Here is a 14,354-nt window from a genome sequence, read left to right as displayed (position 1 = left end):
CCGTGCGGCGCGGGTCAGTTGCTGCGGCGGCGTTTGCCGGACGGACGCACGTCGTCGGCGGTGGATCGCTTGGTGGTGTCCACCGCGGCCGAGCGACGCGTTCCCGAGCCCGCGCCGACGCCGGCCGGGACCGGTTCGACGTCAGACCCGGAGCGGCGGGCCAGCACCTTCGCCGTGTGCTTCTTGATGTCGGAGCGACGCTCCTTGAGCGTGACCAGCAGCGGCGTCGCGAAGAAGATCGACGAGTACGCACCGACCACGACACCGACGAGCTGGATCAGCCCGAGGTCCTTGAGTGTGCCCACACCGAGCAACCAGACCGCGATGATCATCAGGGCGATGATCGGCAACACCGAGATGATGGTCGTGTTGATCGACCGCATCAGCGTCTGGTTGATGGCGAGGTTGGCCTGCTCGCCGTAGGTTCTTCGGGTCGTGTGCAACACGGCACGGACGTTCTCCTCGACCTTGTCGAAGACGACGACGGTGTCGTAGAGCGAGAAGCCCAGGATCGTGAGCAGTCCGATGACCGTGGCCGGGGTGACCTCGAAACCGACCAGCGAGTACACACCCGCGGTACAGACGATGTCGAAGATCAGCGACGCCATCGCCGCGACCGACATCTCCTTGTCGAAGCGCACCGCGATGTAGATCAGGACGATCACCAGGAACACGGCCAACGCGAGGAGCGCCTTCTCGGTGATCTCGCCGCCCCACGTGGAGCTGACGTCGGAGGAATTGATGTCGTTGGGGGTGAGCTCCGGACCGAATCGCTGCGCCAGTGCCGCGGTGATCTTCTCCGTCTCGGCCTGGTTGAGTGTCTCGGTGCGGATCTGGACGGTCTTCGACGATCCCGACCCGGCGGTCTGCACCGTCTGCGGGTCGTCGCCCATGGCCTCGGAGAACGTGTCCTCCACCGCCGAGACCGAGGTCTGGCTGGTGGACTTGAACGAGATCTGGGTGCCGCCCTCGAAGTCGATGCCGAGGGTGAAGCCGCGGACGGCGATGCTGATAAGGCAGATCGCGATGATCACCGCGCTGACGAGGTACCACATCTTCCGTTTGCCGACGATCTCGAAGGCACCGGTCCCGGTGTAGAGGCGCGACAGCAGCGAGTGCTTCTGCGCGACGGCGCGGTTACGGTCCTCGGTGGTCTGATCGAAGACAGGGGTCTCGTCGCGGACGGTGCGCCCGGTGTCCTCGCGACCCGAGTCGTCGCGCCCTGAGGTCTCTCTGGCCATCAGACGGTCTCCTTCTGCAACGAGGCCGCGTCGGCGGCCGCCTGACGGCGTTCCTTGGCCACGTCGGTGACGGCACCGAGGCCGTTGACCGAGGGCTTGGACAGGAACGACGACCGGCTCGCGAGCGCCACCAGAGGATGGGTCACGAGGAACACCACGACGATGTCGAGGATGGTGGTCAGGCCGAGGGTGAACGCGAAGCCGCGGACCTCACCGATGGCCAGGAAGTAGATCGCAGCGGCAGCGATGAAACTGACCGCGTTGCCCGACCAGATCGTTCTCCGCGCCCGCACCCAGCCCCTGGGCACCGCGGACCGGAAACTTCGGCCCTCGCGCATCTCGTCCTTTATTCGTTCGAAGTAGACGACGAACGAGTCGGCGGTCATGCCGATACCGATGATCAGACCGGCGATGCCGGACAGGTCGAGGGTGAAGCCGATGTAGCGGCCGAGCAGCACCATGATCCCGTAGACCATCATCCCGGCCACGATCAGCGACAGCATCGTGAGGAAGCCGAGCATGCGGTAGTACAGCAGCGCGTAGGCGAGGACGGCGATGAGTCCGATCGCGCCGGCGATCAGTCCGGCTCGCAGCGAGGCCAGTCCCAGTGTGGCGGAGACGGTCTCGGCATCAGACGAGCTGAACGACAGTGGCAGCGACCCGTACTTGAGCACGTTCGCGAGGTCCTTGGCACCGGACTGGTTGAAGTTTCCGCTGATCTCGGTGCTCGGGGTGTTGATGGCGCCCTGGATCTGGGGGGCGCTGACGACACGGGAGTCGAGGGTGAACGCGGTCTGCTTGCCGATGTTGGCGCCGGTGTACTGCGGCCAGAAGTCCTTGGCCCGGTTGCGGAACTCGACGTTGACGATCCACGCACCACCCTGCGAGCTGGTGGTGGCGCTCGCGTCGGCGATGTCGCGGCCGTCGATGATCTGCGGGCCGAGCAGGTAGACCTGGGTACCGTCCTGGCTGCACGACACGAGGTACTGGGAGGGGTCGTCGTTGCCCTGCAGCGGGTCGGTGGCACCGGCGCTGCAGTCGGTCTTGGCCAGCTGCGGGGTCAGTTTCGCGACCGCCGCCTGATTCGTCGCGGCGTCACCGGCCGGGGCCTGACGCACAGCTTTCGCCGCGGCGATCGCCTGGGCCGCGGTCTGATCCGCGGGCGGGGTGGTCGGTTGCTGCGGCGTGGCCGGCTGCACGGTCTCGACCGGGCGGACGTAGAGACGCGCGGTCTGACCGAGCGAGCGGGCCTGCCGTCCGTCGGTACCCGGAACGGTGATCACGAGGTTGTTACCGTCGGTGATGACCTCGGACCCGCCGACGCCGAGCCCGTTGACACGCTGCTCGATGATCTGCTTGGCCTTGTCGAGCTGGTCCTTGGCCGGCGCGCTCCCGTCCGGGGTGCGCGCGGTGAGCGTCACCCGGGTGCCGCCCTGCAGGTCGATGCCGAGCTTCGGTTCCGGTTTGCCGCCGCCGGTGAAGAACACCAGCCCGAACACGATGGCCATCAACAGGAAGAAGATGGTCAACATCCGCACGGGCGGGATCTCGCGATTGGACGATGCCACGCTGCTTACGTCTCCTCGTATGAACTGAAGTGCCGACCCGGGCTGGATCCACTCACCGACGACGGATGAAGAGTCGTCGGCCCGCACGACAGGCTACGTGCCCGGTCTCGCGAACCGGGTACGTAGCCCTGTCGGACGTGGCGATGGCCGCGACACCGATGGTCGCGGCCACTGCGTCACTTGTCGCTGTCGGCCCTCTTGTCGAGGGTCACGGTGTCGTCGGCGTCGTGATCGGCCGGTGCGAAATCGTCGTGCGCCTCGAGCTCGTCGTCGGCGTCGAAGTGATCGGTGGATGCACCGGGGAACGACGCGGCGAGGTCGTCGGCGTGCACGACCTCACGGACGGCCAACCGGTTCCAGCGGGAGACCACGCCGGGGGCCAGTTCCAGGTCGACGACGCCGTCGGCGAGTCCGACCACGGTCGCGTAGGTGCCCGAGGTGGTCTGGACCCGCGCGCCCGGCTGCAGGGAATCCTGCATCTCCTGCGCGGCGGTGGCGGCCTTCTTCTGGCGCCGAACGGACAGGAACATGAAGCCGACCAGGAAGATCAGCAGGATCGGGAACAGGAATTCCATGGTGTCGTTCAGTCCTCGTCAGGGTTGTCTGGGAAATGCGGTCGTCTCGGGTGGTGCATCGAAAGAACGCGACATGGGTCACGCTGAGGTACCAGTGTGCCACCTTCTCGCGGCACGTCCAGAATCCGCCGGGTGACCTCGCACGATCGCGTCTAGAGGTCGGGGCCGAACAGGGTGTCGTCGTCGCGCACGCGGACCCCGAACGACGCGTTGAGGGCGCCTGCGGGCGGGGTCAGGTCGAGGTGGTGCCACGCCGCGGCGGTCGCGATCCGGCCGCGCGGCGTGCGCGCGATCATCCCGGCCCGGACCAGGAACGGTTCGCACACCTCCTCGACGGTGGCCGGTTCCTCACCGACCGCCACGGCGATCGTCGACACGCCGACCGGTCCCCCGCCGAAACCCCGGACCAGGGCGTTGAGCACCGCACGATCGAGGCGGTCGAAGCCGAGTTCGTCGACGTCGTAGACGCGCAACGCGGCCCGGGCGACGTCGAGGGTGACCACGCCGTCGCCGCGGACCTCGGCGTAGTCGCGGACGCGGCGCAGCAGTCGGTTGGCGATGCGGGGTGTCCCCCGCGACCGACCGGCGATCTCGGCGCCGGCATCGTGGTTCATCGAGATGCCCAGGATCCCGGCTGAACGGGTGATGACCTGCAGCAGTTCCGACGCCTCGTAGAACTCCATGTGGGCGGTGAACCCGAAACGGTCGCGGAGCGGACCGGTGAGCGAGCCCGAGCGCGTGGTCGCCCCGACCAGGGTGAACGGGGCCACGTCCAGTGGGATCGATGTCGCACCCGGCCCCTTGCCGACGACGACGTCGACGCGGTAGTCCTCCATGGCGAGGTACAGCATCTCCTCGGCCGGGCGGGCGATCCGGTGGATCTCGTCGATGAACAGCACATCGCCCTCGACGAGGTTGGAGAGCATCGCCGCGAGGTCGCCGGCCCGCTCGAGCGCAGGGCCCGACGTCACGCGGATCGCCGCCCCCATCTCACCGGCGATGATCATCGCCAGCGAGGTCTTGCCGAGTCCGGGCGGACCGGACAGCAGAATGTGGTCGGGCGTGCCGCCACGACCGCGGGCCCCGGCCAGGACGAGTTCGAGTTGCTCGCACACCCGGGGCTGGCCGATGAAGTCACCCAGGCTCCGCGGCCGCAGGTTGGTGTCGAAGTCACCGTCACCGGTCACCGAGAACGGACTCACGTCGCGGTCGTCGGGCTCGTCGAATGCATCGGTACCGGGGTACTGATCAGCGCCGTCGGTCATCGCGTGCCCTTCCCGAGCAGGGCGAGACTCGCCCGCAGCGCCCTCGCCGAATCCGCGTCCGGTTCGTCGGCGAGCACACTCGCCACCGCCCGTTCGGCCGCGGGCAGCCCGAACCCGAGTCCGGTGAGGGCCTCGACGACCTGGTCACCGACGCCCATCGGTGCGCCGGCGCCCTCGTGCGCACGCGGTCCCGCGTGCGGGCGGTCGACCTTGTCGCGCAACTCGACCGCGAGCCGCTCGGCGACACGTTTACCGATTCCCGGAACCGTGCACAGGGCCTTGATGTCGGAGTCGGCCAACGCCATCCGTAGCGAGTCGGGTTCGAGAACGGCCAGGGTCGCCATCGCCAGGCGCGGGCCCACGCCCGTCACCGTCTGCAGCAGCGCGAACAACTCCCGCGCGTCGGGCTCGGTGAACCCGTAGAGGGTCATCGAGTCCTCGCGGACGATCATCGTCGTGAGCAGCGTCGTCTCCGAGTCGCGGTTGACAGCGGCCAGCGTCGACGGCGTCGCCAGGACGCGGTAGCCCACGCCGGCACACTCGATGACCAGGTGGTCGAGCGCGATGTGCAACACCGGGCCTCGCAGCGACGCGATCATCGGCGCACCCGTGCCCGGACGGGCGTGCCCGCGGCCTTCGCCGCGGCGAGTCGCGACGCGGTGATCGCGGCGGCGCGCGCCTCGGCCTGCGCGAGGCGTTCGGCGGCGGGACCGCGCCAGCAGTGACAGATCGCCAAGGCCAGTGCATCGGCGGCGTCTGCGGGTTTGGGCTTCTCCTGCATCCCCAAGATGCGGGTGATCATGGTGGTGACCTGGGCCTTGTCTGCACGTCCACTGCCGGTCACGGCGGCCTTCACCTCACTGGGGGTGTGGAATCGGACGGGTACGCCCCGCTGTGCGGCCGCGAGCGCGATGACGCCCGCGGCCTGGGCGGTGCCCATCGCGGTGCTCACCTGGTTCTGCGCGAACACCCGCTCCACGGCGACGACGTCGGGGAGGTGGGTGTCGAGCCAGTGCACGGCCGCGGTGTGGATCGCGAGGAGCCGCTCGGCGAGGTCCATGTCTGCGGGCGTCCGCACCACGTCGACGTCGAGTGCGGTCACCGACCGTCCGGATCCGGACTCGACCAGTGCGATACCGCACCTGGTCAGACCGGGGTCGACACCCATGACGCGCACTCGTACCTCCGGGGAGAAGCGAACAGTTGTTCGAGAGTCTAGCGGGGTCCGTGACAGCGGCCCGGCAGCAACACGGGAGAATCGGCACCGATGCCTACGTACCGACCGACCACCCCTGCCGGACTCGTGGAGGCGTGTGTCGCGGTGTTCGCCGAGCGCCCCGGCCGGGTCGTCGGGGGGATAGAGGGTGCGGACGCGGCGCATCCCGACCGGCTCGCCGACGACGTGGCGGCGGCGTTGCGGGCCTCCGGACGACCGGCCGCGGTCGTACGCGTCGTCGACTACATCCGACCCGCCTCGGTGCGGATGGAGTTCGGCCGCACCGACACCGAGAGCTACCGGACGGCGTGGTTCGACTACGACGCCCTCGACCGGGAGGTGGTCACCGCGCTCCGGGACACCGGCGTGTGGCTCCCCCGACTCTGGGACGAGCGCACCGATCGCTCCCCGCGCGACCGACCGGTCTCGGCAGCACCCGATCAGGTCGTGATCGTGGCGGGCCCGATGCTGTCGGGGCGTGGGTTGGACCTCTCCCCGACCGTCACACTGACGATGAGCGAGGCCGCGTTACGACGGACCACCCCGACCGACGCCGCGTGGACCGTGGACGCCGTCGTCGACCATGCTCGAACTGCCGCCGAGTCCGATGTGACGGTGCGCTACGAGCACGCGGATCGGCCGGCGATCAGGACAGCCGGGTAGGCGCGCCCTCAGTCCTCGTCGAGCTCTGCAGTGACATCGAGTCGCGGGAATCGACACGTCACGTTCGCGCGAGCGGTTCGTCAGTCCTCGTCGAGTTCCGCGAGTACATCGTCGCTGATGTCGACATTGCTGTAGACGTTCTGCACGTCGTCGGAGTCCTCGAGTGCGTCGATCAGCTTGAACACCTTGCGGGCGCCGTCGGCGTCCACCGGCACCTCCACCGATGCGCGGAAGCTGGCCTCGGCCGAGTCGTAGTCGATGCCGGAGCTCTGCAGGGCGGAGCGGACCGCGACGAGATCGGTCGGCTCGCTGATGATCTCGAAGGAGTCGCCGAGGTCGGTGATCTCCTCGGCGCCGGCCTCGAGGACCGCGTCGAGCACGTCGTCCTCGGACTGATCCGACTTCTCCAACGTCACCACGCCCTTGCGGGTGAACAGGTAGGCGACCGATCCGGGATCGGCCATGTTGCCGCCGTTGCGGGTCATCGCGGTGCGGACCTCGCCGGCGGCGCGGTTGCGGTTGTCGGTGAGGCACTCGATGAGCAGCGCGACGCCGTTGGGCCCGTAGCCCTCGTAGGTGATGTTCTGCCAGTCGGCGCCGCCGGCCTCTTCGCCGCCGCCCCGTTTGCGGGCCCGCTCGATGTTCTCGTTGGGCACCGAGGACTTCTTGGCCTTCTGGATCGCGTCGAACAGGGTCGGGTTGCCGACGGGGTCGCCGCCGCCGGTCCGCGCCGCGACCTCGATGTTCTTCACCAGCTTCGCGAACATCTTGCTGCGCTTGGCGTCCACCACCGCCTTCTTGTGCTTGGTGGTGGCCCACTTGGAATGGCCGCTCATCGCAGGTGCCCCTTTCTCACCCGATCACGCCGCGGCGTGTCGGGGTTTCTTCGCGTCGTCTCGCATCGCCGCGACCACACCGCGCCCGTCGTCATCGGGGCGCGCAGGGGCGTCGGTGCCGAAGCGATCCTACCCGGACACCCCTGCGCCACCACGCATTCACTCCCGTCACGCCGACCGGGTGATCATCTCCACGAAGTGACGGTGGACGCGCCGGTCGCCGGTCACCTCGGGATGGAACGAGGTGGCCAGCACCTGTCCCTGGCGCACCGCGACCACGCGTCCGGCGGCCGGGCCGTTCGGTACCCGCGCCAGGATCTCGACCCCCTCGCCGGTCTCCTCCACCCACGGCGCGCGGATGAAGACCGCCCGCATCGGCCCGCCCGCGATCCCGGACAGCTCCAGATCGGTCTCGAACGACTGCACCTGACGCCCGAATGCGTTGCGCCGCACCGTGATGTCGAGGGCATCGAGGTGATGGGCATCGGGACGGGTGTCGAGGACGGTCGACGCGAGCAGGATCATCCCCGCACAGGATCCGTAGGCGGGCAGTCCCTGCGCCAACTGTGCGCGCAGGGGGTCGAGGAGTTCGAGCAGTTCGAGGAGTCGGCTCATCGTGGTGGACTCGCCGCCGGGGATGACGATGCCGTCGACCGCAGCGAGTTCGGCGGGGCGACGGACCAGGACCCCACGCGCACCCACCTCGTCGAGGGCAGCGATGTGTTCGCGCACGTCGCCCTGCAGGGCGAGCACGCCGACGGTCGGTGTCACCGTGCGTCGGTCATTTCGTGTCCTGATCGCGCTTGGCGTGCTGGTCGACGGGCATCTCGCGCCCGACGCGCGCGAGACCCTCCTGGGTCACCGCCGCCACCATGCGGCCGTCGGCGTCGAAGATGCGGCCCTGGGTCAGGGCGCGTCCGTCGGCCGCCGAGGGTGAGGTCTGGTCGTAGAGCAACCACTCGTCGGCGCGGAACGGCCGGAGGAACCACATCGCGTGATCGAGCGAGGCGCTCTGCGGGTTGGCGTCGGGGTGGGCGACCTTCGCCGAACCGAGCAACGTCATGTCGCTCATGTAGGCGAGGGTGCAGACGTGGAAGACCTGGTCGTCGGGCAGGCGGTGCCGGTAGCGGAACCACACACGCTGCTGCGCGGCGAACCGCTCGTAGCGGACCATCTGCTCGTGCGGCACGATCCGGATGTCGAAGTTCTCCCACTCCCGGAACACCGACTTCTGGGCCTCGGTCCGGGCGAGGAACGGATCGGCGATGCTCTCCGGGTCCGGAGCGGGCGGCATCTCGTCCTGGTGCACCAGCCCGTCCGACGGGATGCCGAACGACGCCGACATCGAGAAGATGGCCTCACCGCCCTGCATGCCGGTGACGCGTCGCGTGCAGAACGACCGTCCGTCGCGGACACGGTCGACCAGGAAGATCGTCGGCTGATCGGGGTTGCCCGGGCGGAGGAAGTATCCGTGCAACGAATGGACCCGGTAGGACGGGTCGACGGTGTGGGTCGCCGACACGAGCGCCTGTCCCGCGACCTGTCCGCCGAACGTGCGCTGCAGCTGACTCGCGTGTGCGCCGCCGCGATAGATGTCCGCATCGATCGTCTCGAGTTGCAGGATCTCCTCGATGGTCGCCATGGGTGTGACTCCTCCTCATGCACGCGCACGCGGATGGTCACGTGGCTTTTCAACGGCCCAGTGTGTCACCCGACGGATGCGGTGATGTCCGCCATACCCGATCTCAGTGCACGACGGCGACGACGACGGTCACGTTGTCCCGCGCGCCCAGCGACAACGCCGCCGAGACGAGCTCGGCCGCGATCGCGCCCGCGTCCGGCGTGGTGTCGGCGATGATCTGCGCGATCTCGGCGTCCGGGAGCTCGCCGGTGAGGCCGTCCGAGCACACCAGGACCACGTCGCCGGAGACGACCGGGAAGGTGAAGAAGTCGGCGTCGGCGTCCATCCCGGCGCCCAGCGCGCGGGTGATCACGTTGCGCCGCGGGTCGACACGGGCCGCCTCGGGGGTCAGGTGGCCGGCGTCGATCAGCTCCTGGACCTGCGAGTGGTCGGTGGTGACCTGTTCGATCTCCGACTCCGACCAGCGGTAGGTGCGCGAGTCGCCGATGTTGAGGACCAACCAGTGGGGTTGGTCGTCGAAGGTCACCAGCAGCGCGCCGCTCACCGTGGTGCCGGCACGACGGCCGTGGCTGGAATCGATGTCCTCGATGTCGCGGCGGGCGGTGACGAGGGCGTCGAGCACCGCCGCTCTTGTGCTCGACCGGTCGGTGGGATGCACCGCACCGAGGGCGTGCAGCGCTGCCTCGCTGGCGATCTCGCCCGCGTCGTGCCCGCCCATGCCGTCGGCGAGCAGATACGACAGGTTCGTCACCAGGGCGGCGTCCTCGTTGGCCTCACGTACCAGGCCCCGATCGCTGACCGCGGCCCAAGCGATCTGTCGGCCGACGAAATCGTGTGTCCCCGAGGTCGACGCGTTGCGCACCGTCGCCGACGGTTCGCCGGTCATCGCCGCTTCCCCGTCCGATCGGAGACGACCGTCGAGATCACACGCACGTTCACAGGCCCCCGCCCCATGTCGCCGTTACCAGCCGCGCTCGGACAGGCGGTGATCCACCGGGAGCTGTTCGACGTTGATGCCGACCATGGCCTCGCCGAGACCGCGCGACACCTTGGCCAGCACGTCGGGGTCGTCGTGGAAGGTGGTGGCCTGCACGATCGCGACGGCGCGCTCGGCCGGGTTGCCGGACTTGAAGATGCCCGAGCCGACGAACACGCCGTCCGCTCCGAGCTGCATCATCATCGCCGCGTCGGCCGGGGTGGCGATGCCGCCTGCGGTGAACAGGGTGACGGGCAGGCGGCCGAGTCGAGCCACCTCGACGACGAGGTCGTACGGCGCCTGCAGTTCCTTGGCCGCGACGTAGAGCTCGTCGGGCGAGAGCGACGTGAGTCGACGGATCTCCCCGCCGATGGTCCGCATGTGGGTGGTGGCGTTGGAGACGTCGCCGGTGCCGGCCTCACCCTTGGAGCGGATCATCGCCGCCCCCTCGGAGATACGCCGCAGCGCCTCGCCCAGGTTGGTGGCTCCGCACACGAACGGCACGGTGAACTTCCACTTGTCGATGTGGTGGCTGTAGTCGGCGGGGGTGAGGACTTCGGACTCGTCGATGTAGTCGACGCCCAGGCTCTGGATGATCTGCGCCTCGACGAAGTGGCCGATGCGAGCTTTCGCCATGACCGGGATCGAGACGGACGCGATGATCGAGTCGATCATGTCGGGATCGCTCATCCGCGACACGCCGCCCTCGGCGCGGATGTCGGCGGGGACCCGCTCGAGCGCCATCACCGCGACCGCACCCGCGTCCTCGGCGATCTTGGCCTGTTCGGCGGTGACCACGTCCATGATCACGCCACCCTTGAGCATCTCCGCCATGCCACGCTTGACCCGGGCTGTGCCCGGACCGGTCGGCTGGGAGGTCTCGTTCTCGAGGCTGTTGCTCATTGTCATGTTCTCCTGACGCACGCCCACAGGCGCGACGATCTACTTGCCGTGTTCTCCGATGTTCGACCGCTGCGTGGCCGGACAACACCGGGTGTCGCCTCGATTCTAGGCCCCCGGCAACGGCTGACCTGCGCAGGGCCGCGTCGTTCGATGAGGTCTCCCAACGCGGGTTCTCCCCGGGATGACTCAGATCACAACGCGTTCGACGATCTCCAGGTATCGCGGCATCTCCGCGGTCCCGCCGAGCTGCAGCCACCGCACCGGGCGACGGCCGCGCAGCGCGAGGGTGTCACGCACCGCGTCGTTGTAGAAGCGTCGCGAGATCATCACCCGGGCGTCGGCGTCGGCGAGCTCGGCGACCACCTGTGCGCGCAACGTGGAGGTGTCGACCTGCGCGAGATGTGACGACACCTGGTTCTCCGCGGACTCCCGGGCGGTCCGGTCGGCCCGTTCGGCACGGTCGGCCGCGCTGATCAGTTCTCGCCCGTCGGCGCCGAGTCCGGAACCGATCGTCCGGGCCACCACGGCGCGACGCGCCAGCGCGGCGTCGAGGGACTGCCAGGCCAGGTCGACGCGGACGTGCAGTCGGTCGAGTCGGTTCGCGGTCTTGTACATCCATCCGAGGACGATCACCGCCACCAGGACGACGATGCCGATGATGAGGATCGTCAAGGCCGAAACAGTCATCTTCTCTTCCCTTGGCCGGTCTCGTCGGTTCTTCGATCAGGTCGCGCAGAAGTCGGTGTACGAGGTCAGTCGCTCACGAACACCGGGTCCGCGCCCACGGTGACGGTCTCGTAGACCTGCAGGATCTGGTCGGCGATGCGCGACCAGTCGAAGCGCTGGGCGCGTTCGAACGCCCGGGCGGTGAGCTCGGAGCGGGCGGCGTCGTCGGAGAGGAGGTCGATGACGCCCGCCGCGAGAGCCTGCCCGTTGCCGGTGGTGACCAGACGTCCCGACCGGCCGTCGTCGAGGACACGACGAAATGCGTCGAGTTCGCTGGCGACGATGGCAGCCCCCGCGGCCATGGCCTCCACCAGCACGATCCCGAAGCTCTCGCCACCGAGGTTGGGCGCGCAGTACACGTCGGCCGACGCCAGCGCGCGCGCCTTCATCGCGTCGTCGACCTGACCGAGGATGACCAGGTGATCGGCGAGCGTGCCCGCGCGTCGTCGCAGCGCCCACTCGTTGCCGCCGCCGACGACGAGGACGGTGATGTCGGGGAACCGCGCGACGATCGCAGGTAGTGCGCGCATCAACACGTCGATGCCCTTGCGGGGCTCGTCGTATCGGCCGAGGAACAGCACCGTCCGCCCGTCGCGTGGGAACCCCTCGAGCGGGGTCGCCTCGGCGAAGGCGGACACGTGGATGCCGTTGGGGATCTCGACCGCGTCCGACCCCAGCGACTCCATCTGCCAGCGGCGGGCGAGCTCGGAGACGGCGATCTTGCCGACGATCCGTTCGTGGTACGGCCGCAGGATGCCCTGGAAGGTGCTCAGCCACCATGATTTCGTCGTCGACGTGTGGAAGGTGGCCACGATGGGCCCCTGGGCCACCATCAACGACAGCATCGAGATGCTCGGGGCGTTCGGTTCGTGTACGTGCAGGACATCGAACTCCCCGTCGCGCAACCACTCCCGGGTACGGGCGTAGGCCTTGGGTCCGAAGTTCACCCGGGAGATCGACCCGTTGTAGGGGACGGCCAACGCCGGGCCCACCGACACGACGTAGTCCGGCAGCGTCGTGTCGTCGCTCGCGGGCGCGAGGACGCTCACCGTGTGCCCGCGTTCGATGAACACCTGGGCGAGTTCGACGACGTGCGCCTGGACCCCGCCCGGGGTGTCGAACGAGTAGGGGCAGATCATCCCGATCCTCATCGGCCGGTACCCCCGAGACGGGCACGTCGTTCGTCGGACCAGTCCGCCTCCCACAACGGCTGGAGCATGTGCCAGTCCTGGGGGTGCGCGGCGATGTTGCGGGCGAAGGCGTCGGCGACGGCCTGGGTGGCCGGCCCGACACCGACCGAGACGTCGATCGGCGGGTCGCACAGGATCTGCGAGTTCGGGCCGTCGGTGAAGAAGTGGTGGACCGGCATCAGGGCGGCGCCGGTGTCGATGGCCAGTTTGGCCGCGCCTGCGGGCATGCGCGTCGGCTCGCCGAAGAACTCCACCGGGACACCGTGTTTGGCGAGGTCTCGTTCGCCGAGCAGGCAGACCACACCGCCGTCGCGGAGCCGTTGCGCCAGTTGCTCATACGGTGGGCGTTCGCCGCCGGAGAGCGGGAAGATCTCGAACCCCAGGCTCTCGCGGAAGGCGACGAACTTGCGGAACAGCGACTCGGGCTCGAGTCGCTCGGCCACCGTCGCGAACTGTCCGGTCTGTTGGACCAGCCACACTCCGGCCATGTCCCAGTTGCCGCTGTGCGGCAGCGCGAACACCACGCCTTTGCCCTTGGCGTAGGCGGTCTCGAAGTTCGCGAGGTCGGGCGGTGCCACGTACACCCGCGACGCCGCGGTCGCGAAGTCCATGGCGGGCAGTCGGAACGCCTCGCACCAGTAGCGGGCGTAGGACCGCATGGCGTCGCGCATCAGATCGGTCGGGACCTCGTCGGGCGCGACACCCAACACTCGGGAGAGGTTGCGTCGCAGTTGGTCCGGGCCGCCGCGTGACCCGACGCGCGCCCCGACGGTGTCGAACGCGCGACGTGCGGTCCGTTCCGGGAGGCGACGCACCATCGACCACCCTGCGCCGTAGCCCCAATCGGCCACCCGTCCGCCGAGACTCACCTGGGCGGCTCGGATTCGCTGGTCTGCTCGGTGGCGGTCTGATCCGGCTTCGTCTCGATCGGCAGCAGGTCGCGGGCTCCCGGGGAGTTGGAGATCGACAGCATGCGTTGGCCGACGGTGACGACGCTGCCCGCGGCGAGCGCCCACACCGCGACGTGGACCAGCCACGGCATGCCGAGTTCGCTGAGTCCGGCGCCGACCAGGATGATGATGAGCCGCTCGGGCCGCTCGATGAGTCCGCCGTTGCCGTCGAGCCCGCTCGCCTCGGCCCTGGCCTTGGCGTAGGAGATCACCTGCGAGGTCACCAGGCAGATCATCAGCCCGATGAACAGGATCTTGTGGTCGGAGTGCACGACCGCCCACCAGCCGAGTCCGGCGAAGATGGCCCCGTCGGCGATGCGGTCGCAGGTGGCGTCGAGCACGGCGCCGAAACGCGTTCCGCCACCCCGGGCGCGGGCCATGGCGCCGTCGATCATGTCGAACATGACGAACAGCCAGATGACCAGCGCACCGGCCAGCAGATAGCCCATCGGGAACAGGGTGACCGCGGCCGCGACCGACGCCACGGTGCCGATGATCGTCATGGCGTCCGGGGTCAGCCCGATCTTGAGGAGGCTCCGTGCGATGGGAACGGTGATCTTGGACATCCCTGCCCGACCGGTGATGCTCAGAAAACGTGCCATG

At 68.8% G+C, this 14,354-nt stretch carries 15 protein-coding genes and 1 pseudogene; 1 reads left to right on the top strand and 15 read right to left on the bottom strand.

Annotated features, from left to right (window positions below):
• Positions 1-14 precede the first annotated feature (14 nt).
• The 6 genes from secF to ruvC all read right to left on the bottom strand — a co-directional run bounded on the left by secF (position 15) and on the right by ruvC (position 5,826).
• Complete coding sequence (gene secF / locus IEV93_RS20475; RefSeq protein WP_188492465.1) at positions 15-1,241, bottom strand: protein translocase subunit SecF; 1,227 nt, start codon at positions 1,239-1,241, stop codon at positions 15-17.
• Complete coding sequence (secD, locus tag IEV93_RS20470; RefSeq protein WP_188493261.1) at positions 1,241-2,773, bottom strand: protein translocase subunit SecD; 1,533 nt, start codon at positions 2,771-2,773, stop codon at positions 1,241-1,243. Before secD ends, secF begins: the two co-directional genes overlap by 1 nt.
• Positions 2,774-2,985: 212 nt before the next feature.
• Entirely contained in the window at positions 2,986-3,384 is a 399-nt protein-coding gene (gene yajC / locus IEV93_RS20465; protein WP_188492463.1) for a preprotein translocase subunit YajC, read from the bottom strand.
• A 152-nt stretch (positions 3,385-3,536) separates the two neighbouring features.
• Positions 3,537-4,649 (bottom strand): Holliday junction branch migration DNA helicase RuvB, encoded by a 1,113-nt coding sequence (gene ruvB / locus IEV93_RS20460; protein ID WP_188492461.1) that lies wholly within the window; start codon positions 4,647-4,649, stop codon positions 3,537-3,539.
• On the bottom strand, positions 4,646-5,248 hold the full coding sequence (gene ruvA / locus IEV93_RS20455; RefSeq protein ID WP_188492459.1) for a Holliday junction branch migration protein RuvA: 603 nt from the start codon (positions 5,246-5,248) through the stop codon (positions 4,646-4,648). Before ruvA ends, ruvB begins: the two co-directional genes overlap by 4 nt.
• Positions 5,245-5,826, bottom strand: a complete 582-nt coding sequence (ruvC, locus tag IEV93_RS20450; RefSeq protein ID WP_188492457.1) for a crossover junction endodeoxyribonuclease RuvC — start codon at positions 5,824-5,826, stop codon at positions 5,245-5,247. The genes ruvA and ruvC overlap by 4 nt, the downstream gene beginning before the upstream one ends.
• A gap of 90 nt (positions 5,827-5,916) precedes the next feature.
• On the opposite strand from ruvC, the gene IEV93_RS20445 reads away from it, so the two are divergent.
• On the top strand, positions 5,917-6,528 hold the full coding sequence (locus tag IEV93_RS20445; protein WP_188492455.1) for a nucleoside/nucleotide kinase family protein: 612 nt from the start codon (positions 5,917-5,919) through the stop codon (positions 6,526-6,528).
• An 80-nt stretch (positions 6,529-6,608) separates the two neighbouring features.
• On the opposite strand, the gene IEV93_RS20440 is transcribed toward IEV93_RS20445, so the two are convergent.
• The 9 genes and pseudogenes from IEV93_RS20440 to pgsA all read right to left on the bottom strand — a co-directional run bounded on the left by IEV93_RS20440 (position 6,609) and on the right by pgsA (position 14,353).
• Positions 6,609-7,364, bottom strand: coding sequence for a YebC/PmpR family DNA-binding transcriptional regulator (locus IEV93_RS20440; RefSeq protein WP_188492453.1), 756 nt, complete (start codon positions 7,362-7,364; stop codon positions 6,609-6,611).
• 168 nt (positions 7,365-7,532) lie between these two features.
• Entirely contained in the window at positions 7,533-8,135 is a 603-nt protein-coding gene (gene pdxT, locus IEV93_RS20435; RefSeq protein ID WP_188492451.1) for a pyridoxal 5'-phosphate synthase glutaminase subunit PdxT, read from the bottom strand.
• Positions 8,136-8,145: 10 nt separating this feature from the next.
• Entirely contained in the window at positions 8,146-9,006 is an 861-nt protein-coding gene (locus tag IEV93_RS20430) for an acyl-CoA thioesterase (RefSeq protein WP_188492449.1), read from the bottom strand.
• 103 nt (positions 9,007-9,109) lie between these two features.
• Complete coding sequence (locus tag IEV93_RS20425; protein WP_188492446.1) at positions 9,110-9,892, bottom strand: PP2C family protein-serine/threonine phosphatase; 783 nt, start codon at positions 9,890-9,892, stop codon at positions 9,110-9,112.
• A 75-nt stretch (positions 9,893-9,967) separates the two neighbouring features.
• The gene (pdxS, locus tag IEV93_RS20420) at positions 9,968-10,885 is read right to left on the bottom strand and encodes a pyridoxal 5'-phosphate synthase lyase subunit PdxS (protein ID WP_188492444.1); all 918 of its coding nucleotides are present in this window, start codon (positions 10,883-10,885) and stop codon (positions 9,968-9,970) included.
• A 198-nt stretch (positions 10,886-11,083) separates the two neighbouring features.
• Positions 11,084-11,572 (bottom strand): annotated as a pseudogene (locus IEV93_RS20415) (exopolyphosphatase); the annotation flags it as partial.
• Positions 11,573-11,637: 65 nt separating this feature from the next.
• Positions 11,638-12,762, bottom strand: a complete 1,125-nt coding sequence (locus tag IEV93_RS20410) for a glycosyltransferase family 4 protein (protein WP_188492440.1) — start codon at positions 12,760-12,762, stop codon at positions 11,638-11,640.
• On the bottom strand, positions 12,759-13,670 hold the full coding sequence (locus IEV93_RS20405) for a phosphatidylinositol mannoside acyltransferase (RefSeq protein WP_188492438.1): 912 nt from the start codon (positions 13,668-13,670) through the stop codon (positions 12,759-12,761). Before IEV93_RS20405 ends, IEV93_RS20410 begins: the two co-directional genes overlap by 4 nt.
• Positions 13,667-14,353 (bottom strand): phosphatidylinositol phosphate synthase, encoded by a 687-nt coding sequence (pgsA, locus tag IEV93_RS20400; protein WP_188492436.1) that lies wholly within the window; start codon positions 14,351-14,353, stop codon positions 13,667-13,669. Before pgsA ends, IEV93_RS20405 begins: the two co-directional genes overlap by 4 nt.
• Between the last annotated feature and the right edge of the window lies 1 nt (position 14,354).

It is taken from the genome of Williamsia phyllosphaerae, assembly GCF_014635305.1.
Lineage (GTDB): Bacteria > Actinomycetota > Actinomycetes > Mycobacteriales > Mycobacteriaceae > Williamsia_A > Williamsia_A phyllosphaerae.
This window is presented reverse-complemented; position numbering and strand designations above follow the sequence as displayed.

Bases quoted from the DNA above. Each gene is read 5' to 3' on its own strand.
- secF (WP_188492465.1), bottom strand. From the start codon at position 1,241: ATGGCCAGAGAGACCTCAGGGCGCGACGACTCGGGTCGCGAGGACACC.
- secD (WP_188493261.1), bottom strand. From the start codon at position 2,773: ATGTTGACCATCTTCTTCCTGTTGATGGCCATCGTGTTCGGGCTGGTG.
- yajC (WP_188492463.1), bottom strand. From the start codon at position 3,384: ATGGAATTCCTGTTCCCGATCCTGCTGATCTTCCTGGTCGGCTTCATG.
- ruvB (WP_188492461.1), bottom strand. From the start codon at position 4,649: ATGACCGACGGCGCTGATCAGTACCCCGGTACCGATGCATTCGACGAG.
- ruvA (WP_188492459.1), bottom strand. From the start codon at position 5,248: ATGATCGCGTCGCTGCGAGGCCCGGTGTTGCACATCGCGCTCGACCAC.
- IEV93_RS20445 (WP_188492455.1), top strand. From the start codon at position 5,917: ATGCCTACGTACCGACCGACCACCCCTGCCGGACTCGTGGAGGCGTGT.
- IEV93_RS20440 (WP_188492453.1), bottom strand. From the start codon at position 7,364: ATGAGCGGCCATTCCAAGTGGGCCACCACCAAGCACAAGAAGGCGGTG.
- IEV93_RS20430 (WP_188492449.1), bottom strand. From the start codon at position 9,006: ATGGCGACCATCGAGGAGATCCTGCAACTCGAGACGATCGATGCGGAC.
- IEV93_RS20425 (WP_188492446.1), bottom strand. From the start codon at position 9,892: ATGACCGGCGAACCGTCGGCGACGGTGCGCAACGCGTCGACCTCGGGG.
- pdxS (WP_188492444.1), bottom strand. From the start codon at position 10,885: ATGAGCAACAGCCTCGAGAACGAGACCTCCCAGCCGACCGGTCCGGGC.
- IEV93_RS20410 (WP_188492440.1), bottom strand. From the start codon at position 12,762: ATGAGGATCGGGATGATCTGCCCCTACTCGTTCGACACCCCGGGCGGG.
- pgsA (WP_188492436.1), bottom strand. From the start codon at position 14,353: ATGGCACGTTTTCTGAGCATCACCGGTCGGGCAGGGATGTCCAAGATC.